This is a genomic window from Oceanibaculum indicum P24, assembly GCF_000299935.1.
In the GTDB taxonomy this organism is placed as follows: Bacteria; Pseudomonadota; Alphaproteobacteria; order Oceanibaculales; family Oceanibaculaceae; genus Oceanibaculum; species Oceanibaculum indicum.
The window spans coordinates 111,418-131,783 of the sequence record NZ_AMRL01000002.1; the positions used below are offsets into that span (position 1 = coordinate 111,418).

Below are 20,366 nucleotides of genomic sequence, written 5' to 3' on the forward strand. Positions count from 1 at the left end.
GTTGGAATTCAATACTTACGTCTTCGACACGATGAAATTTTCTACAATATTCATGGCAAAAATATGGAGTCGCCCATAACGAGACGCTAACCGACAAGCGAGCAGTGCATGTTCAGCGCGTCGGTTTGGCTTCCATCTATTTCCTTGTAATATTTCGGGCGGCGGCCAATGACGGAAAAGCCGGCGGTCTCATATAATCTTTGTGCGGCGTGATTCTTTTCCGAAACCTCCAGGTACATAATGGTGGCGCCGCGCGCCGCCGCCTTGTCCATGCAGGAGCGCAACAGATAGCGGCCGAGGCCGCGCCGGCAATAATCCGGTACGACGCCCAGAGTCAGCAGTTCGGCCTCCCCGGCCACCAGCTGGCACATGGCGAAGCCGACCGGGATGCGGCCAGTGCGCGCATTCACCTTCAGCAGAACCGAAAAGCCGCCCGGCACGGCGAACATTCGGGCGACAAAATCCCGGCCCCAGGGCTGGTCGAAGCACAGCGCCTGCAGCCGGGCCAGCAGGTCGATATCGAACGGCCCGGCGAGAACCGCGCTGGCCCGGATATCCCTCGCCTCTTCAGCCATCGGCCCGCCCATCCGTCGATCCGTCCTTCGCTGCGTAAATCAGGAGACGCGCAGAACGGGCGCGCGCGGCAGGCTGACATCCGGCGCCCGCAGATAGAGGGCGGTGACCGGACCATCGGGCCGGGGACGTGCCGCCGCCAGCCGCGCGACAATCACCGGATCGGGCGATTCGCTGTCTGCCGCCAGCTCGGCATCGCGGCCCGCCTTCAGAAGGAGGTCCAGCGCGGCCGGCGCAGCATCGCCCGCCAGCAGCAGCGGTCCGGCCGGCAGCACGGCATCCAGCACCGCCGGATCGGCCGAAGCCGGTTCCGACAGCGGCTTCGCATCCGCATCGAAGGCCTGCATGAAAACATCGCCGCGCCGCGAATCGATCAGCGCCACGACGGTCCGCCCCCGGCGCGCTGCCGGATCGGTGCCGGCAGCCAGCGCCTCAAGCGTGGTGATTCCAGTAAGGGGAAGACCGGTTGCCAGCGCGAGGCCGCGCGCCGCTGCCAGCCCGATGCGCAGGCCGGTGAAGGAGCCGGGACCGACGGTCACGGCCAGCCGGTCGAGATCGGCAAACGCAAGGCCGGCCCCCTGCAGCGCTGCGCGCGCCATCGGCAGCAGCGCCTCCGCCTGGCCGCGCGCCATCGCCTGACGCTGCACCGCGCGGACCGCGCCATCGGCCAGCACCGCGACCGAACAGGCGGAAAGCGCGCTATCAAGAGCCAGAATATTCACCGGTATCCCTTCGATCCGTCCGCCCGGCCACTCTCCCGCGCCACGCCGGAGCATGCTAGAACGCCTTTTCAGATGGAGATACACGGCCTCGGCACAAGAGGCAAACCGCGACAGGAAGGCAGGATGCTGGTCGAAATCACCGAGGCTGGGCATGGCGTGGTGCTGGCGCTGGCCTATGCCACAGCCGACAATATCACGGGCCGGCCGATCTATGGCCGTGCCGGCTGTTATCTGCATACCGAGGCGGAGGCGAAGCTGCGCCGCGCTGTGGCGCTGGCAGCGCCCCTCGGCTACCGCCTCAAGATTCTCGACGCCTTCCGGCCGCTGGAGGCGCAATGGGCGCTGTGGCACGCCCTGCCCGACCCGGATTTCGTCTCCGACCCGCGCTCCGGCGCAAGGCCGCACTGCCGGGGCGCTGCCATCGACCTGACGCTGATCGATGGCAGCGGTGCCGAACTCGATATGGGGACGGGCTTCGATGCGGCAACGCCACTATCCTGGCATGGCAGCCTCGGCGTTTCCGTTGAGGCGCAGCGCAACCGCCATCTGCTGCTGGGCATCATGTCGGCCGCCGGCTGGGATTTCTACGAGAAGGAGTGGTGGCATTATCAGCTGTTCCAGCCGCGCCGCCTGCCGATCCTGAGCGACAGCGTCCTGCGGCCCGGCCTGATGAAGCAGCCCTGACCAGTGCGCTGATTCGCAAGCGCCAGAACGTTCTTCATGGTATGATTAATCTTGGAAGCAGATGAAAAACTTGGTCTTTATGACCCGGACTTCGACCCAGTATCCGATGAGGACTGCAGCTTGACATGGCGCGGATGATCCCAGCTTTTCTTGCCAGGACTTCTCTGTGCGGTGCCGTCCTGGCGCTGTTCGCCGCAACGACACCCTTCGCAACGGCCCAGGACCGTCAGGCCGGCATCGAGGGCGCCTCGGCGGTCGTGCTGATGTACCACCGGTTCGGCGAGGAGGATCTGCCCTCGACCAGCATCCGCATCGACCAGTTCGAGGCGCATCTGGCGGAGCTTAAGAGCGGCGGCTACCAGGTGCTGCCCCTGTCGCGCATCGTCGCTGCCCTGCGCGACCGCAAACCACTGCCCGACCGCGCCGTCGCCATCACCATCGACGACGCCTACCGCTCGGTCTATCTGGAGGCCTGGCCGCGGCTGCGCGCCGCCGGCCTTCCCTTCACCCTGTTCGTCTCGACCGACGTGATCCAGCGCGGCGGCGACTATATGAGCTGGGATGAAATCCGCGAACTGGCGCGCGGCGGCGTCGAGATCGGCAACCAGACCGCCAGCCATCCGCACCTGCCGACCCTGCCGCTCGACAAGGCGCGGGACGATATCCGCGCGGCCAATGCGCGCATTGAGGAGGAGACCGGCAAGAAGCCGGCCTTCCTGGCCTATCCTTACGGGGAATATTCGACCGCGATCCGCGATATCGTGGCGGCGGAAGGTTTCCAGGCGGCCTTTGGTCAGCATTCCGGCGTGGCGCACAGCCAGATGGACCGTTATCAGCTGCCGCGCTTCCCGCTGAACGAGAATTATGGCGGGCTGGACCGCTTCCGCCTGGTCGCCAATGCGCTGCCGCTGCCGGTGAGTGACCTGACGCCGAACGACCCGGTGCTGACCGGCCGGAATCCGCCGGCTATCGGTTTCACCGTCCTGCCGGGAATCGGCGACACGGCGCAGCTCGACTGCTTCGCCTCCCGTCAGGGCCGCACCCATATGGAAAGGCTGCCGGCGGGCCGGATCGAGATCCGGCTGGCGGAACCGCTGCCGGCGGGCCGGTCGCGCATCAACTGCACCATGCTGGGCCCGGAGGCCCGCTGGCGCTGGTTCGGCCTGCAGTTCTACGTGCCGGAAAACTGAGGCTCAGAGCATCAGCTTTCGCCGCGCCGCACCGGGGTCTCTTCCGCCATCGCCACGACCATGCCGCTGGCGAGGCTGGCCTGCTGCAGCTCCTCCAGACGGTTGGCCCGGATGATGATGCGCAGCGTGCGCACGTAATCGGCACCGCGCTCGGAATAGCGCAGCAGGTGGCCGGCCAGCGCCTCGGCATCCAGCGGCGTGCCGGCTGCCCGCATCCTGGCCCGCGCCGCGCGGAAATCGCGATAGGCCGGATGGGTGTTGAGGTTCAGGCTGTAAGCCGCCGCCGCGTCGATGACGCGGTCGAAGCTGCGCACCACATGGGCGGCATCCGCCCCGGCATTGGCCGGCTTCAGCCCCGCTGAATCACTCCAGGCATACTGGCCATACAGCGCATTGCCCTCTCGCGCGAAGCGGGAAGTGCCCCAGCCGCTCTCCTCGATGGATTGCGCCAGCGCCAGCGCCACCGGAATCTCGTCCACGCGCAGCAGCAGTGCCGCCAGGTTGGGCAGGGCGCCATCCTCCGCCTCGACACCATAGGCGGCGGCGAGGCTGTCCAGCCAGCGCCGCTCCATCGGGCCTGGCACGGCACCCGCCTTCAGCCGCGCATCCAGCGCCAGCAGGCGGCTGCGATCCTCGGCGATTTCCTCATTCACCCGCAGGATCAGCGGCAGGACCGTCTTGATGAACAGCGTCTTGCGTTCCTCAACCTCGCGCAGCTTGCGCAGATCAACCGGCACCTGCGCCAGGAAGAGCCGCGGCACGGCGCTTTCGCCGGCGCGCACGGCTGCCAGATCGTAGCCGGCCAGCTCGAACAGCTGGCGCGCTTCATGGCTGCGGCGGACGCTGGTCACGGTCCCCGGCAGCGGCGCGGTGCTGGCGCCGGTGAACAGCCGTACCCGCGGCAGGGCGGCGGCCTGCCGGACCCGGACAGCGGCTGTAATCGCATCCGCACGCGGGGCCTGAAGGGCGGTGGCGGTCGCCGCCGGGCCGGCCTGCCGGTCTCCCGATACGGGATAATAGGGCAGGGTGGGTCCGGCGAGGATCGCCGTCGCCTGCAACAGGACCACGGCGGTGGCCAGCAGGCCGAGGGAAGAAGTCGCGAAATCGGGCTTCCGCATCCTCGTGTCGCTCCGTCTTGTTAAAACAAACCCCTTCCGCCCGCGCCTTTCGGCACGGCCATCGAACGCGGGAACGGTGGGGAAAACCGGGGCGGGGCGGCCGCTACATCGCGGCACGCACCTCCGCCACCTCAGGGATATAGTGCTTCAGCAGATTCTCGATGCCCATCTTCAGGGTCGCGGTCGAGCTGGGACAGCCGGCGCAGGCACCCTGCATGTGGAGATAGACGACGCCATCTTCGAAACCCTTGAAGACGATGTCGCCGCCATCCTGGGCAACCGCCGGGCGGACGCGGGTATCGAGCAGTTCCTTGATGGTCTGCACGATCTCGCTATCCTCGCCGGCCGGGGCCGCATCGGCCGAGTCATCGGCCAGCAGCAGCGGATCGCCCGCCGTGAAATGCTCCATGATCGCCCCCAGAACGGCCGGCTTCAGCACGTACCATTCCTTGTCGTCGCGCTTGGCGACGCTCACGAAGTCGGCCCCGAAGAACACGCCGGTCACGCCATCGACGGCGAACAGCCGCTTGGCGAGGGGCGAGCGCTTGGCCGCTTCGGCATCGGCGAAATCCGCCGTGCCTTCTTCCATCACGCTGCGCCCGGGCAGGAACTTCAGGGTTGCCGGGTTCGGCGTCGATTCGGTCTGGATGAACATGGCTATCACTCCACGCGAGATGCGTTTTGCTTTGCTGGCAGGATCAATTCAGGACCTATATGGTCTGATTTCTCCCGCCGATCAAGCGCACGCACCTCATGGCAGGTAATCAGGTAACGGCGGATTGCGGCGCGAAAACGGCAAAATCAGGGAATCTTACCGCAGGAAACCGACAATATCGTGCACCTGATCGACGATCGGCGCGGCGATGGCATTGGCCTTTTCCCCGCCCTCGCGCAGGACCTGATCGACATAGCCGGGGTCCTTGGTCAGGCGCTGCATCTCCAGCCCGATGGGCCCCAGCACCGACACCGCAAGCTCGGCGAGGCGCGGCTTGAACTCGGCGAAGCCCTTGCCGGCAAACTCCGCAACCACCTCGGCGGCGGAGCGGTCGGACAGCGCGGCATAGATGCCGATCAGGTTGGCGGCTTCCGGCCGGTCTTCCAGCTCCGCCTCCGTCTCCGGCAACGGCAGCGGGTCGGTCTTGGCGCGCTTCAGCTTCTGCGCGATCTCGTCCGGCCCGTCGGTCAGGTTGATGCGGCTCTGGTCGGAGGCATCCGACTTGCTCATCTTCTTGGTGCCGTCGCGCAGGCTCATCACGCGCGCGGCGGTCTTGAAGATTTGCGGCTCCGGCAGCGGGAAGAAATCGACGCCGAACTGGCTGTTGAAGGCCTGCGCGATATCACGCGCCAGCTCCAGATGCTGCTTCTGGTCATCGCCGACCGGCACATGCGTCGCCTTGTAGGCCAGGATGTCGGCGGCCATCAGGTTCGGATAGACATACAGCCCGACCGTGGCGTTGTCGCGATTCTTGCCGGCCTTGTCCTTGAACTGGGTCATCCGGTTCAGCCAGCCGATGCGGGCGATGCAGTTCAGCACCCAGGCAAGCTCGGCATGGGCCGGCACGCGGCTCTGGTTGAACAGAATGTTCTTCTTCGGATCGACGCCGGCAGCAATCATGCCGGCCGCCACCTCGCGGATGCTGGAGCGCAGCACCGCCGGGTCCTGCGGGATGGTGATGGCGTGCAGATCGACAACGCAGAAGATGCAGTCGAAATCGTGCTGCAGCTTCACCCAGTTGCGGATCGCGCCCAGATAATTGCCGAGATGCAGGTTTCCGGTCGGCTGGATGCCGGAAAAGATCAGATTATTGGACATGCGCGAGAACCCTGATGGGGAAAGCTGTGGATAAGAGCCGGGGACTATTCCCGCATCGCGCGGCCAGGGTCAAGTGCGGCATGCTTTCAGGACTTTCGGCGCAGCATGCCCTTCAGCTCGCCCCAGCGGGCCGCGCCGGTGATCTGGCAGGCGATGCCATAGAGCAGGGCGCCTGACGCAACGAGGCCGGCCAGCAGGGCCGCGCGCAGTACAGGCTCGACGCCCCGGCTCATCGCCCAGACCTCCAGCCCGGCGACCAGCAGCCCCGCCATCAGAAGGCTGGCAAGCAGGATGCGCCAGGCCCGGCCGCGCAGCCTTGCATCCGGCGCGAAGCCGCCGCGCCGCGCCAGGATCGTCCCCAGCAGGGCAACGTTCAGCCAGGATGAGAAGGCGGTCGCCAGCGCCAGCCCGACATGGGCGATGAATTGCATCAGCACCACACCGACAAGGATATTGGCCAGCATCGCGGCGACCGCGACCTTCACCGGCGTGGCCGTATCCTCGCGGGCATAGAAGCCCGGCGCCAGCACCTTCACCGCGACATAGGCCGGCAGTCCCAGCGCATAGGCCGCCAGCGCCAGCCCGGTGGCCTGCGCATCCGCCGCCGTGAAGGCGCCGCGCTGGAACAGCACCTCGACAATCGGGCCAGCCAGCACCACCAGCCCCGCCGTCGCCGGCAATGTGAGCAGCAATGCCACCTCCAGCGCGCGGTTCTGGCTGACCAGCGCCGCCGCATCCTCGCCGGCCTTCACCTGGCGCGACAGCAGCGGCAGCAGCGCCGTGCCAATGGCGATGCCGACCACGCCCAGCGGCAGCTGGTTCACCCGGTCGGCGTAATAGAGGTAGGAGATCGCGCCCGTCGGCAGCAGCGAGGCCAGCAGCACATCGACCAGCAAATTGATCTGCATGACGCCCGCCCCGACAGCGGCCGGCAGCATCAGGCGGAACAGCTTGCGGAGGTCGGGCGTGAGGCGCGGCCGCACGAGGCGCATCGGCAGCCCGTTGCGCCGCGCCGCCGCCAGCAGGAAGAAGAATTGCCCGAAACCCGCGATCAGCACGCCCCAGGCCAGCGCATGGCCCGGCGTCTCGGCATAGGGCACCAGCGCGAACAGCGACAGGATCAGGCAGATGTTCAGCAGGATGGGCGCCGCCGCCATCGCCGCGAACCGGTCGGTCGCGTTCAGCAGCCCGCCGATCAGCGCCACGAAGGAGATCAGCGGCAGATAGGGGAAGGTGATGCGCGACAGCTCCACCGCGAGGTCGAACTTGGCCGGATCGGCGGCGAAGCCGGGGGCGATGGCATGCATCGCCCAGGGCATGATGACCTCCATCACGGCGAGGAAGCCCAGCATGATGACGGCCATCACCGCCAGCGTGCGCTGCGCGAAATCCAACGCCGCTTCCCGGCCCTGTGTCGTGAGCAGGCCGGAGACCATCGGCACGAAGGCGATGGTGAAGGCGCCCTCGCCGGACAGCCGGCGGAAGAAGTTGGGGAACTTGAAGGCGACGAAGAAGGCGTCCGCCACCGGCCCCGCGCCCACCAGCGCGGCGATAAGGATATCGCGGGCAAAGCCGGTCAACCGGCTTGCCAGCGTGTAGCCGCCGACCGTGGCGATGTGGCGCAGCATCGACATGGCGAAAGGCTCTAGCCGATTTGGAGGAGTCTGGCGATCCCGATTTCTCGGGCGGCGCTATTCCGCCGCCTGGACCGTGGCGGATTTGCGGCGCTTCTCGCCGGCCTGTGCGGAGGCTGAGACCGAACCCGGCTCGGCCAGGGCAGTCAGCAGCTTCTCGCGGATCGCCGCCAGCTTGCTGGCATGCTCGACCTTCAGCCCGAACACATCCTTCACATAGAACACGTCGATGGCGGTCTCGCCATAGGTCGAGATCTTCGCCGAGGAGACCTGCAGGGAGAGCTGGTTCAGGGCCCGTGCGATGTCCGACAGCAGGCCCGGCCGGTCGCGGCCGTTCAGCTCGATCACCGTGTGCGTCGCGCTGGCCTTGTTGTCGATCAGCACGCGCGGCGGCACCTTGAACACACGGGTCCGGCTGGGCAGCGCGCCCGCCGCCTTCTCGCGCAGTGCCTGGCGCGTCTTCAACTCACCCGACATTGCCTTGTGGATCGCGGCCGACAGTCGCGCCAGCTTGGTCGGCTGGTCGAACGGACCGTCGGTCGCATCCTGTACCCAGAAGGTATCCAGCGCCATGCCGTCGGTCATGGTGAAGATGCGGGCATCGACGATGCTGGCGCCGGCCACCGCCATGGCGCCGGCCAGCCGGCTGAACAGGCCCGGATGGTCGGGCGTGCAGATGGTGACTTCGGTGACGCCGCGATGGGTATCGATGCGCGTGTCGATCAGCAGCGGTTGCTCGACGGTGGCTGCCTCGCGCATCAGCAGGGCGTGGCGCACCAGCGTCTCGGTATCGTGGCTGAGCCAGTAGGAGATCTGCCCCTTGGCGAGATGCGCCTTCACCTGTGCCTCCGGCCAGTCCGGCAATGCAGCGCGCAAGGCCGCCTTGGCCTGCTCGGCACGGCCGATATTCTGCTGGCCGCTGGCCAGCGCATCCTCGGACACCTCGCCGGACAGCACCTCGTCGGCACGGTAATAGAGGTTGCGCAGCAGGCCGGCCTTCCAGTTGTTCCAGATCGCCGGATTGGTCGCGCGCACATCGGCCACGGTCAGCACCAGCAGCAGGCGCAGCCGTTCCGGCGATTTGATGATCCCGCAGAAGTCCTGGATCGTCTTCGGATCGCCGATATCGCGCTTGAAGGCAAAGGCGGTGAACCAGAGGTGATTGCGCACCAGCCAGGCGACCGTCTCGGTTTCCTCGTCGCTGAGGCCGAGTCTCGGGCCGAGGCGATGCGCCACCTTCTCGCCCAGCAGCGAATGGTTGCCGCCGCGTCCCTTGGCGATGTCGTGCAGGAACATGCCGAGATAGAGCGCCCGGCGCGACAGCACCTTGTGGACGATCTCGCTGGCCACCGGCGCGACCTGGGCCAGCTGGCCGGATTCGATCTGGTGCAGGATGCCCATGGCCCGGATCGTGTGCTCGTCGGTCGTATAGACGTGATACATGTCGAACTGCATCTGCGCCACGACCCGGCCGAAATCCGGGATGAACCGGCCCAGCACGCCGGCCTCGTTCATCAGCCGCAGGATGCGCTCCGGGCCTTTGGGTGAGGTCAGGATGTCGAGGAAAAGACGGTTCGCCTCGGTATCGTTGCGCAGCGCCGCATCGACCCGCTTCAGATTCTGCGTGATCAGCAGCAGCGCATCCGGGTGAACGTCCAGATCGTGCTGCTGCGCGGTGTGGAACAGCCGGATGAAATTCACCGGATCGGTCTCGAACAGGTCGGCGCGCGGCACCGAGAGGCGCTCGCCATCCAGCACGAACCCGTCATAGGTGCGCTTGCGGAACGGCAGGGACGGCAGGCGCAGCCGGGGGCGGCGCTGGATCTTCGCTTCGATGGCGGCGCAGACGATGCGCGTCAGGTTGCCGACATCCTTGGCCACCACGAAATAGTGCTTCATGAAGCGCTCGACGGCGATGGTGCCGGCATGGTCGGTATAGCCTAGGCGGCGCGCCATTTCGGTCTGCACATCGAAGGTCAGCCGTTCCTCGGGCCGCCCGGTCAGATAGTGCAGGTGGCAGCGCAGCGTCCACAGGAAGTCCTGCGCCTTGGCGAACTTCCGGCGCTCGGCGGCGGTCAGCACCCCGGCTTCCACCAGCCCATCCACCGTTTCCGTATGATAGACGTACTTGCCGATCCAGTAGAGCGTGTGCAGGTCGCGCAACCCGCCCTTGCCTTCCTTGATGTTCGGCTCCAGCACATAGCGCGAGCCACCGACCTTTTCGTGCCGGGTCGTACGCTCGGCCAGCTTCGCCTCGACAAATTCCAGCACCGTGCTGTCGGCAAGCTCATCCCAGAAGCGCTGCTGCAGATCCTCATGCAGCGCCTCGTTGCCCCAGATGATGCGCGATTCCAGCAGCGCGGTGCGGATCGTCACATCCTCGCGGGCCTGGCGCAGGCATTCATCCACCGACCGTGTGGCGTGGCCGACCTTCAGCCCCATGTCCCACAGCATGTAGAGCATGTATTCGACGATCTGCTCACCGCGCGGCGTCTGCTTGTAGGGCAGCAGGAACAGCAGATCGACATCGGACTGCGGCGCCAGCTCGCCGCGCCCGTAGCCGCCGACCGAGACCACGGCCAGCTGCTCACCAACTGTCGGATTGGCCGAGGGATAGGCCGTGCCGGCGGCAAAATCGGCCAGCACCCGCACCAGCTCATCCGTCAGATAGGCAAGGCTGCGGACCGTCTTCTCACCAATGCGCTCGCCCGGCTTATGGCCAAGGAAGCGGCGCTCGACCTCATCCCGGCCGCTCGCCAGCGCGTCACGCAGGCGCGACAGCACGCCGTTGCGCAGCTCCTGCGGCTTCAGATCGTCGCGGGCCGCCAGCGCGGCCAGGTCGCGGCGCAGCTTCACCGGGTCGATGATCTGGCCGCGGTCGGCAATGCCGCCGCCGGACCGGCCGGTGGCCGCCTTGCCCTGGTTCTTGTCCGGCGCGGCCTTGCCAAGCGGCGCCTTGCTGAGAATGGAAGACAGCATCCTGTTGCTTTCAGCCGTTTCGGGAAGCCCGTTCCCTCGCTATAAGATAGCGCTAAAGCTAAGCGATTTAAGGCCCCCGCACCACGCCTATCCGGGATGACCCCCGGCCAAACCCTCAGGCCCATCCTTCAGGAAAGCGCCGCATCGTGAGCGACTATCCCCACAACAGCAGCGATATCGTCATCGTCGGCGGCGGCGTCATCGGCAGCGCCATCGCCTATTTCCTGACAAGCGACCCGGTGTTTTCCGGGCGCGTCACGGTGATCGAGCGCGACCCGACCTATGCCCGCGCTTCCACGCCGCTGTCAGCCGGCGGCATCCGCCAGCAATTCTCCACGCCGGAGAACATTGCCATCGGCCAGTTCGGGGCGGCTTTCCTGAAACAGGTGCCGGAGCTGCTGGAGGTCGAGGGCGACCGGCCCGACATCCATTTCGTCGAGGGCGGCTATTTGTTCCTGGCGAGCGAGACCGGCCGCCCGATCCTGGAGAGGAACCACGCCACGCAACGTGCCGAGGGCGTTAAAGGCACGGTGCTGCTGGAACCGGCGGAGCTGGCACGGCGCTTCCCCTGGCTCAGCCTGGAGGGCATCGCACTCGGCTGCCTTGGAGTGCGCGACGAGGGCTGGTTCGATCCCTTCACCCTGCTGCAGGCCTTCAAGCGAAAGGCGCGCTCGCTGGGGGCGGTCTATCTGAAGGACGAGGTGACCGGCATCGAGCGCGACGCCGGGCGGATTACCGCCGTCACCCTGCGCGAGGGCGGTCGTCTCGCCTGCGGAACGATGGTGAATGCCGCCGGCGCCCAGGCGGGCCGGGTGGCGGCGCTGGCCGGCATCGCCCTGCCTGTCGTGCCCAAGAAGCGCTTCGTCTATGTGTTCGACTGCCGTACGCCCATCGAGCCGCTGGCGCCGCTGACCATCGACCCGTCCGGGGTCTATTTCCGGCCGGAGGGCAAGGGCTTCATCGGCGGCGTCTCTCCGCCCGAGGACCGCGACCCCGATTCCGACGATCTGGAGGTCGAATACGATCTGTTCGAGGAGACGGTCTGGCCGTCGCTTGCCGAACGGGTACCCGCCTTCGAGGCGATCAAGCTGACCGGCGCCTGGGCCGGGCATTACGACTACAACATCGTCGATCAGAACGGCATCGTCGGACGCCATCCGGAGATCGCCAACCTGGTTTTCGCCAACGGCTTCTCCGGCCACGGGCTGCAGCAAAGCCCGGCGGTCGGCCGCGCCGTTGCCGAGCTGATCCTGCAGGGCGGCTACCGCAGCATCGACCTGACCCGGTTCGGCTATGAGCGCTTCGCCCGCAACGAGCCGATTCTGGAACTAAACGTCGTCTGAGGCACTGATCCGCCGCTAGTTGATGAGCGGCTGGAAACTCTGCGGCGCCGGATCGATGACACGGCGCTGGCCATTATTGATCTCATAGATCGCAAGGCCGCGCTCGTTCAGCCCGTCGGGCTTGAGCCGGAAGATGCCGTTCACCCCGGCGAAGCCTTCCGGCGACGTCAGTGTTTCCAGGCTGAAATCCGGCTGGTCGCGGTCGCGCGACAGCAGCGCCATCAGCGCGGTGGCGTCATAGGCCAGCCCGGCCACCAGCGGCGGGCGGCTGCCGAAGGCCTGCTGATAGCGCTCCTCGAAGCTGGTCCGCACATCGGAGGCCGGGGCCGCATACCAGCCGCCGGCCAGCGTCGGCTCGCCGGCAATCGACGGGTCTTCCCACAGGGTGGTGCCCAGCATCCGCACCTTACGGTGATCGACATCGAAATAGGCCAGCATCGGCGCCAGGCTGCGCAGCCGCTGGCCGGCATCCGGCAGCAGCACCGCCTGATAGGGCAGTTCTTCCACCGTTTCCATGCGCTCCAGCCGCGCCAGCGCACGCTTCGAGGCCTCGTCGTCGCGCCCGGCGAGCCTGGCCTTCTCTCCCGCCAGCGCGCGCTTGCGCTGGTCGTAATCGGCGAACTGCCGGGCAATCGCGGTGAAATCGCCGGTGCCGGGATTGTACAGGGTGGCGCGCACGATCGCCGCGCCGGCGCCCTGCGTGGTGTCCTGTAGCGCGCGCGTGACCGTCCGGCCATAGGGCGTGTCAGGGGCCAGCGCGGCAAAGCGCGTGATGCCCTGCGCCGTGGCGTAGCGCACCACCCGTGCCACCTGGTCGCGCGGCAGGAAACCCAGTACGAAGATGCCGCGGTCAGCGACCGCCTCGTCATTCGAGAAGCTGAGGACCGGCACGCCGGCCTGATGCGCATGCGGGGCGACCGCCGTCGTCGCCGCGGCGAACAGCGGCCCCAGAATGACTTCCGCGCCATCGGCCAGCGCCTGCTGCGCCACCGTGCCGGCCTCCATCGGATCGCCGCCCGTATCATAGGGGCGCAGCTGGAAATCGGCATCGGCCACATCGAAGAGGGCCAGCTGCGCCGCGTTCAGCAGTGACTGGCCGATGCGCGCCTCCGGGCCGCTCAGCGGCAGAAGGATGGCGACCTTGATCTTGTCGCCGGGCGCGCGGACCGGCGGCGGGATCAGCGACGGCGCGGCCGGAACGGTGGACAATGGCCCCTGGGTGGCGGTCTGCGGTACCGCCGGCGCAGAGGGGGCGGGCGTGGCAACGACCGGTCCGCTTTCAGTGCTGCCGCCTCCGCCCCGCGACCCGCCACAGCCGGCCAGCAGCGGCAGGGCCAGCGCGCAGACGAGAAGAATCGCCCGGCTGGTGACATGCTTTTGCGGCACGCCGCGACGCTTTAGCGTAGAAAGGCCAAACACCTGTTTCTCCAAGCTGCCATCGGTAAACCCATGTCGCGCTCCCAGACCGACCGTAAAATCACATCGGCCGCGTCGCTGACGCCGGCACTCTACATCGTCGCCACGCCGATCGGAAACCTGGGCGATCTTACCATGCGTGCCCGCGACATTCTCGCCTCCGCCGATCTGGTGGCCTGCGAGGATACCAGGGTCACCGGCAAGCTGCTGTCCGCCTTCGGCCTGAAGCGTCCGCTTATCGCCTATAACGACCACAACGCCGATAAGGTTCGCCCGACCCTGCTGGACGCGGTGCGGCAGGGCAAGGCGGTGGCGCTGGTCAGCGATGCCGGCACGCCGCTTATCTCCGACCCCGGCTACAAGCTGGTGCGCGACGCGGCGGAAGCCGGGCTGGCTGTCACTGCGGCCCCCGGCCCCTCAGCGCTGCTGGCGGCGCTGGTGCTGGCCGGGCTGCCGACCGACCGTTTCCTGTTCGCCGGCTTCCTGCCGCCGAAATCCGGCGCCCGGCGCACCGCGCTGGGCGAACTGGCCAGCGTGCCGGCAACGCTGGTGTTTTACGAATCCGGGCCGCGCCTCGCCGCCAGCCTCGCCGACATGGCTGCCGTGCTGGGCGACCGCCCCGGTGCTGTCGCCCGCGAACTGACCAAGCTGTTCGAGGAGGTGCGGCGCGACCCGCTCTCCGCGCTGGCCGCGCATTACGCCGAGGCCGGCCCGCCCAAGGGCGAGATCGTCATCGTGGTCGGCGCCCCGGCGGAGCAGGAAGCCAGCGCCGATACGCTGGATGCGGCCCTGCGCCGCGCCCTTGCCGGCAACAGCACGCGCGATGCCGCCGCCCTGGTGGCCGGCGAGACTGGCCTGCCGCGCAAACAGGTCTATGCTCGCGCCCTCGAACTCGCCCAGGAGAGAGACGGGGAAAGTACCGGGGAGAAAGGATGAAGCCCCGCAGCCGGCAGGATCGCCAGCAGGCACGGCGCAGGGGTATCGCGGCGGAGACGCTCTGCCTCTGGCTGCTGCGGCTGAAGGGCTACCGCATCCTGGCGCGCGACCTGCGGACCCCGGTCGGCGAGATCGACATCGTCGCCCGGCGCGGCAATACGCTGGTCGCCGTCGAGGTGAAGCGGCGCGGAACGCTGGAGGACGCCGCCGACGCCATCGGCCGGGACCAGCGCCGGCGCATCCTGCGCGCGCTCGGCTGGTTCGCCCAGCGCCAGGCGGACGGGGAGCGGCTGGCGCTGCGTTTCGACGCCATGCTGCTGGATGGCGGGCTGCTGCCCCGCCACATAAGCGATGCCTGGCGGGACGACGGATAGCCGCCATAATCTTACCGGCTGCAAGACGGCCCTTTTTCTGCGACATTTCAGAAGCACAGTGCCGCCCATCATCGTCCCACGCGCCGATTCGGGAACCACAGACTCCATGATCCGCTCTCGTTTCCTGCTGCTTTCCCTGCTTTTCGCCCTTTCTGTCCCGGTCCTCTCCGCCTGCACGCCGCTTGGCGTTGCCGTGGGGGCGGGTGCCACCGCCGGCGTTGCCGCGCAGCAGGAGGGCGGGCTGAACACCGCCGCCAACGACACCGGCATCCGCGCACAGATCAACCGGCTGTGGTTCGAGAAGGACATCGAGATGATGCGCCGTGTCGGCCTGTCGGTCTCCAACGGTCGCGTGCTGCTGACCGGCATTGTGCCGAAGGCGGAGGACAGGGTGGAGGCGGTGCGGCTGGTCTGGCAGGTCCAGGGCGTGCGCGAGGTGATCAACGAAATCCGTGTCGATGGCGAGGAAGGCTCGCGTGGCGGCAGCTATGCCACCGATGTGTGGATCAGCACGCAGCTGCGCAGCAAGCTGCTGTTCGACAGCCAGATCAACGCCATCAACTACAGTGTCGAGACCATCCACAGCATCGTCTATCTGATGGGCGTGGCGGTTAGCCGCGAGGAGCTGGAGCGTGTGATCAACCACGCCCGCAACATCAGCGGCGTGAACAGGGTCGTGAACCATGTGCTGCTGAAGGGTGATCCGCAGATACGCACGCCGTCCAGCGCACCGGAAAGCGGCCCCGTGCCGGCCACGGCCCCCGCGCAGTCCGAACCCGCGCCGCGCATCGAGCCGGCGCCTTCCACGCAATCGGCGCCGATCCAGCGCGTGCCGCTGCAATAGACGATGGCGGACGGCACGGAAGCGCACGCCCTCCTTGCCGGCCTCGCCGGGGCTGGCACAGCGCCTCTGGACCTTGCCGGTGCCGCCCTGGCGCTGGCCAGCTTCGACCGACCCGGCGTCGGCTTTGGCTGGTACCGCCAGCATCTGGGCGAACTGGCGGACGCGCTCCACGGGACCGCCGCCAGCCGGAACAGCGATATCGCCGGCTGCGCCGGGACGCTGAGCGCGGTGATGGCCGAGCGCTTCGGCTATCGCGGCGACGATCTCACCTATGACGACATGCAGAATGCCAATCTGATGCGCGTGATCGAGCGCCGGCGCGGCCTGCCAGTTGCACTCGGTATCCTCTATATCCATGCCGCGCGCAGCCAGGGCTGGCGGGCCGAGGGGCTGAACTTCCCCGGCCATTTCCTGATCCGCCTGCAGGCCGCCGGCGGCCGCGCCATTCTCGATCCATTTAATGGCGGGCGGATGCTGGAAGCGGTCGATCTGCGCCAGCTGCTGACCGCCATCGCCGGACAGGATGCCGGACTGCTGCCCGATTATTATGAACCGGTAACCGACAAGGACATTCTGTTACGCCTGCAAAACAATATTCTGCTGCGGGCGGTCCGGCAGGGTGCGTTCGAGCGTGCGCTGTCGGTCATCGACCGCATGCTGCTGTTCGCGCCGGACCATGTGCCGCTGTGGCGCGAGGCAGCCCTGGTCAACGCCCGGCTGGAACGGATGGGGGCGGCCATCGAGGCGCTGGAGCGCTTTGTCGAACTGGCCCCCTCCAGTGAGGAGCGGCATGAGGCGGCGGCCCTGCTGCAGGCCTGGCGGGGGCGTCTCAACTAGCGTTTGGGCGGCCGGACAAGCACCGCTATAGTGCCGGCAAAACCATTCCTCTTTGGGAGTTATGCCGGCCATGAGCCTTGCCGTCGCCATCCAGATGGACCCGATCGAGCCGATCAACATCGACGCCGACAGCACCTTCGTGCTGGCGCTGGAGGCCCAGCGCCGGGGCCACGCGCTGTTCCACTACACGCCACAGGATCTGTCGCTGAAGGGCAACCGCGCCATCGCCCGCGCAAGGCCGCTGACTGTGCGGCGCGAGAAGGGCAACCACGCCACGCTGGGCAGCGCGGAGAGCATCGACCTCGCCACCGTCGATGTGGTGCTGCTGCGCCAGGACCCGCCCTTCGACATGAGCTACATCACCACCACCCACATTCTGGAGCATGTGCATCCGCAGACGCTGGTGGTGAACGACCCCGTGCATGTGCGCAACGCGCCGGAAAAGCTGTTCGTCACCCATTTCGCCGAGCTGATGCCGCCGACGCTGATCACCACCGACCGCCGGGAAATCCTGGCCTTCCGGGCGGAGCACAAGGACATCATCGTGAAGCCGCTGTTCGGCAATGGCGGGGCCGGCGTGTTTCACCTGAAACCGGATGACGAGAATCTCTCGGCGCTGCTGGAAACCTTCACCCAGCTCTACCGCGAGCCGGTCATCGTGCAGCGCTACCTGCCGGAAATCCGCCAGGGCGACAAGCGCATCATCCTGATCGACGGCGAGCCGGCCGGCGCCATCAACCGCATCCCCGCCGAGGGCGAGGCGCGCGCCAACATGCATGCCGGCGGCCAGGCGGTGAAGAGCGAGTTGACCAGCCGCGAGCGCGACATCTGCGCCGCCATCGGCCCGGCCCTGCGCGAGCGCGGGCTGCTGTTCGTCGGCATCGATGTGATCGGCGACTATCTGACCGAGATCAACGTCACCTCGCCGACCGGCCTGCAGGAGATCGGTCGCTATGACAGCGTCAGCCTGGAGGCGAAGATCTGGGACGCCATCGAGGGCAAGCTGACCGGCCGCACCGGGGTTGCTTCGGCTTAAGGAACATTCTTCTTCGTCATGGTCGGGCTTGACCCGACCATCAATTGACCGAGTGATTGGCACGGTCCGATGGACCCTCGGGTCAAGCCCGAGGGTGACGAAAGAGGAAGACTGCAAACTTTCTTCTGGCCCGAACTCTGTCCACCCCATACCATCGCAGGTAGCAGCGGGGAGGGCGGATGGTCGCGCGGGTCAACACGGTCGCGTTCCAGGGCATCGAGGTGCTGCCGGTCGATGTCCAGGTGCAGATGGCGGCCGGCCTGCCCGCCTTCACCATCGTCGGACTGCCGGACAAGGCGGTCGGCGAAAGCCGGGAGCGGGTACGCGCCGCCCTGGGCGCCATGGGGCTGGCGCTGCCGCCCAAACGCATCACCGTGAACCTCGCCCCCGCCGATCTGCTGAAGGAAGGCAGCCATTTCGATCTGCCGATTGCCGTCGGGCTGCTGGTCGCCATGGGCGTGCTGCCGGGCGAGGAGATATCCGGCTATACCGTGCTGGGCGAACTGGGGCTGGACGGCTCCATAGCATCCGTGGCTGGAGTGCTGCCCGCCGCCATCGGCGCCAGTGCGGAGGATCGCGGGCTGATCTGCCCGGCGGCCTGCGGCGGCGAGGCGGCCTGGGCCGGGCGCATCGAGATCCTGGCCGCCCCCACGCTCCTGTCGCTCATCAACCATTTCAAGGGCACGCAGGTTCTGACCCCGCCCGAGGCCAGGCTGGCCGCGGAGGAGGAACGCTATCCCGATCTGCGCGACATCAAGGGGCAGGAGACGGCGAAGCGCGCGCTGGAGGTGGCGGCGGCCGGCGGCCACAATCTATTGATGATCGGCCCGCCCGGCTCCGGCAAGTCGATGCTGGCGCAGCGCCTGCCGGGCCTGCTGCCGCCGCTCGACCCGGCGGAGGCGCTGGAGGTCAGCATGATCCATTCCATCGCCGGCCATCTGGAGGGCGGGCGGATGCGCCGGCGGCGGCCCTTCCGCGACCCGCATCATTCCGCCTCGCTGCCCGCCCTGGTCGGCGGCGGCATAAGAGCGAAGCCGGGAGAGATCAGCCTCGCCCACAACGGAGTTTTGTTTTTAGACGAACTCCCCGAATTCGCGCGGGGCACTCTGGAATCCCTGCGCCAGCCGCTCGAATCCGGCCGTGCCGTGGTCGCGCGGGCCAATGCGCATGTGACCTATCCGGCACGGGTGCAGCTGGTGGCGGCGATGAATCCCTGCCGCTGCGGCCATCTGGACGATCCGTCACTGACCTGCGGTCGCGCGCCGCGCTGTGCGCTGGACTATCAGTCGAAGATTTCCGGCCCGCTGTTCGACCGTATCGACCTGCATGTGGAGGTGCCGGCGGTCAGCCCTGCCGATCTGGCCCTGCCCAGCCCGCGCGAGGGATCGGCGGAGGTGGCAGTGCGCATTGCGGCGGCGCGGGCGATCCAGCGCACACGCTATGACGGCACTGAAATCAGGGTGAACGCGCAGGCCGACGGCACGCTGCTGGAGGAGGTCGCAACCCCCGATGCCGCCGGCAAGGCGCTGCTGACCGAGGCGGCGGAGCGGATGAAGCTGTCAGCGCGCGGCTATCACCGGGTGCTGCGCGTGGCCCGCACGCTGGCCGATCTCGCCGGTGTGGAGCAGGTGGGGCGTATCCAGATCGCGGAGGCGCTCAGCTACCGCCGCATCGCGCCCGGACGGTAAAAAGGGGACGGTAGAGTTTCAGCCCAGCAGTGCCGGCAGCAGGGCGTTCAGCCGCTGGCGGCCCTCAGCCGTGGCGCGCAGGCCGGCGGCATCGGCGATCAGGAACCCGCCCGCGACCAGCCGGTCCAGCCGCACGGAATCGAGGGCGGCGCGCATCTCCCGGCCGGTCTCGCGGATGAAGCGGTCCGCCGGCACGCCTTCCACCGTGCGCAGCCCCATCATCAGCATCTCGGTCAGCCGTTCCTCAGGGGCGACGGGCAGCTCGGCCTGGGTCGCATGGCCGTCGCGCTCCACCCGTTCCAGCCAGATCTGCGGCGCGCGGTGCTGGCGCGTCGCGATCTTGCCCTCCTGCAACGTCAACCTTCCATGCGCGCCGGGGCCGATGCCGGCATAATCGGCATAGCGCCAATAGGCGAGGTTGTGCCGCGATTCCTCGCCCGGCCTTGCATGGTTGGAAATCTCGTAGGAAGGCAGGCCGGCCGCGTCCAGCACCGCCTGCGTTGCCTCATAGAGGGCGGCACCGGTATCCTCGTCCGGGATTTGGAACTCGCCGCGCGCATGACGCAGATGGAAGGGCGTGCCCTCCTCGATGGTCAGCTGATAGGCCGAGATATGGCCGACCGCATGGGACAGCGCCTGACGCAGCTCCGCCTCCCAGCCCGCGACCGTCTGGCCGGGCCGGGCATAGATCAGATCGAAACTGAAACGATCGAACAGGCTGGCGGCGATATCGACCGCCGCCAGCGCCTCGCGCGCCGAATGCTCGCGGCCGAGGAATTTCAGGTCGGCATCGTTTAGCGCCTGCACACCGAGCGAGACGCGGTTCACCCCGGCGCTACGGAAGCCCGCCAGCAGCGCCGCCTCCACCGAGGTCGGGTTGGCCTCCAGCGTGATCTCCACGCCAGCATCCAGGCGCCAGCGCCGGCCGATATGCTCGATGACAGAAGCCGCCGTCGCCGGCTCCATCAGCGAAGGGGTGCCGCCGCCGAAGAAGACCGAGGTGACGGTCCGGCCCGGGGTGCGGTCGGCATAATGGTCGATCTCACGCAGCAAGGCGGCCCGCCAGCGCGCATGGTCGATGCTCGCCGAGACGTGAGAATTGAAGTCGCAATAGGGGCATTTCGACCGGCAGAACGGCCAGTGGACATAGACCGCCAGAGTGTCCGGCGCCGTCATGTC

Annotated in this window: 18 protein-coding genes; 9 read left to right on the forward strand and 9 right to left on the reverse strand. The window is 67.5% G+C overall.

Annotated features, from left to right (window positions below; translation table 11 throughout):
- Positions 1-86: 86 nt before the first annotated feature.
- Together P24_RS02390 and tsaB are read right to left on the reverse strand one after the other, a co-directional pair.
- Complete coding sequence (locus tag P24_RS02390; RefSeq protein WP_183078001.1) at positions 87-575, reverse strand: GNAT family N-acetyltransferase; 489 nt, start codon at positions 573-575, stop codon at positions 87-89.
- 39 nt (positions 576-614) lie between these two features.
- Entirely contained in the window at positions 615-1,349 is a 735-nt protein-coding gene (gene tsaB / locus P24_RS02395) for a tRNA (adenosine(37)-N6)-threonylcarbamoyltransferase complex dimerization subunit type 1 TsaB (RefSeq protein WP_237740154.1), read from the reverse strand.
- A 69-nt stretch (positions 1,350-1,418) separates the two neighbouring features.
- Between tsaB and ddpX the strand changes: the two genes are divergently transcribed.
- Positions 1,419-1,979, forward strand: coding sequence for a D-alanyl-D-alanine dipeptidase (gene ddpX / locus P24_RS02400; RefSeq protein ID WP_008943100.1), 561 nt, complete (start codon positions 1,419-1,421; stop codon positions 1,977-1,979).
- A gap of 125 nt (positions 1,980-2,104) precedes the next feature.
- Complete coding sequence (locus P24_RS02405) at positions 2,105-3,169, forward strand: polysaccharide deacetylase family protein (RefSeq protein WP_008943101.1); 1,065 nt, start codon at positions 2,105-2,107, stop codon at positions 3,167-3,169.
- Positions 3,170-3,180: 11 nt separating this feature from the next.
- Here P24_RS02405 and P24_RS02410 read toward each other — a convergent pair whose 3' ends face one another.
- The 5 genes from P24_RS02410 to P24_RS02430 form a co-directional block, all read right to left on the reverse strand.
- Complete coding sequence (locus P24_RS02410; RefSeq protein WP_008943102.1) at positions 3,181-4,287, reverse strand: glucosaminidase domain-containing protein; 1,107 nt, start codon at positions 4,285-4,287, stop codon at positions 3,181-3,183.
- 103 nt (positions 4,288-4,390) lie between these two features.
- On the reverse strand, positions 4,391-4,942 hold the full coding sequence (locus P24_RS02415; protein ID WP_008943103.1) for a NifU family protein: 552 nt from the start codon (positions 4,940-4,942) through the stop codon (positions 4,391-4,393).
- Between the two features lie 156 nt (positions 4,943-5,098).
- Positions 5,099-6,100, reverse strand: coding sequence for a tryptophan--tRNA ligase (trpS, locus tag P24_RS02420; RefSeq protein WP_008943104.1), 1,002 nt, complete (start codon positions 6,098-6,100; stop codon positions 5,099-5,101).
- Between the two features lie 86 nt (positions 6,101-6,186).
- Positions 6,187-7,734 carry a murein biosynthesis integral membrane protein MurJ gene (gene murJ, locus P24_RS02425; RefSeq protein WP_008943105.1) on the reverse strand — a complete coding sequence of 516 codons (1,548 nt, stop codon included), beginning with the start codon at positions 7,732-7,734 and terminating at the stop codon, positions 6,187-6,189.
- A 57-nt stretch (positions 7,735-7,791) separates the two neighbouring features.
- Positions 7,792-10,713 carry a [protein-PII] uridylyltransferase gene (locus P24_RS02430; RefSeq protein ID WP_008943106.1) on the reverse strand — a complete coding sequence of 974 codons (2,922 nt, stop codon included), beginning with the start codon at positions 10,711-10,713 and terminating at the stop codon, positions 7,792-7,794.
- A 146-nt stretch (positions 10,714-10,859) separates the two neighbouring features.
- Between P24_RS02430 and P24_RS02435 the strand changes: the two genes are divergently transcribed.
- Positions 10,860-12,056 (forward strand): NAD(P)/FAD-dependent oxidoreductase, encoded by a 1,197-nt coding sequence (locus P24_RS02435; RefSeq protein ID WP_008943107.1) that lies wholly within the window; start codon positions 10,860-10,862, stop codon positions 12,054-12,056.
- Positions 12,057-12,071: 15 nt separating this feature from the next.
- Here the strand turns inward: P24_RS02435 and P24_RS02440 are convergent, their stop codons facing one another.
- Positions 12,072-13,475 carry a penicillin-binding protein activator gene (locus tag P24_RS02440; protein ID WP_156816139.1) on the reverse strand — a complete coding sequence of 468 codons (1,404 nt, stop codon included), beginning with the start codon at positions 13,473-13,475 and terminating at the stop codon, positions 12,072-12,074.
- Positions 13,476-13,505: 30 nt separating this feature from the next.
- On the opposite strand from P24_RS02440, the gene rsmI reads away from it, so the two are divergent.
- From rsmI to P24_RS02470, 6 genes are all read left to right on the forward strand, one after another.
- Positions 13,506-14,408, forward strand: coding sequence for a 16S rRNA (cytidine(1402)-2'-O)-methyltransferase (gene rsmI / locus P24_RS02445; protein WP_008943109.1), 903 nt, complete (start codon positions 13,506-13,508; stop codon positions 14,406-14,408).
- Positions 14,405-14,782, forward strand: coding sequence for a YraN family protein (locus P24_RS02450; RefSeq protein WP_008943110.1), 378 nt, complete (start codon positions 14,405-14,407; stop codon positions 14,780-14,782). The genes rsmI and P24_RS02450 overlap by 4 nt, the downstream gene beginning before the upstream one ends.
- Before the next feature lie 106 nt (positions 14,783-14,888).
- Positions 14,889-15,626, forward strand: coding sequence for a BON domain-containing protein (locus P24_RS02455; protein ID WP_008943111.1), 738 nt, complete (start codon positions 14,889-14,891; stop codon positions 15,624-15,626).
- Positions 15,627-15,629: 3 nt separating this feature from the next.
- On the forward strand, positions 15,630-16,463 hold the full coding sequence (locus P24_RS02460) for a SirB1 family protein (RefSeq protein WP_008943112.1): 834 nt from the start codon (positions 15,630-15,632) through the stop codon (positions 16,461-16,463).
- 70 nt (positions 16,464-16,533) lie between these two features.
- Positions 16,534-17,499: a glutathione synthase gene (gene gshB / locus P24_RS02465; protein ID WP_040706358.1), complete on the forward strand. Its 966-nt coding sequence runs from the start codon at positions 16,534-16,536 to the stop codon at positions 17,497-17,499.
- 179 nt (positions 17,500-17,678) lie between these two features.
- The gene (locus P24_RS02470) at positions 17,679-19,187 is read left to right on the forward strand and encodes a YifB family Mg chelatase-like AAA ATPase (protein WP_008943114.1); all 1,509 of its coding nucleotides are present in this window, start codon (positions 17,679-17,681) and stop codon (positions 19,185-19,187) included.
- An 18-nt stretch (positions 19,188-19,205) separates the two neighbouring features.
- Here P24_RS02470 and hemW read toward each other — a convergent pair whose 3' ends face one another.
- A complete protein-coding gene (gene hemW / locus P24_RS02475) occupies positions 19,206-20,363 on the reverse strand; it encodes a radical SAM family heme chaperone HemW (protein ID WP_008943115.1) in 1,158 nt (385 codons plus the stop codon).
- Positions 20,364-20,366 lie beyond the last annotated feature (3 nt).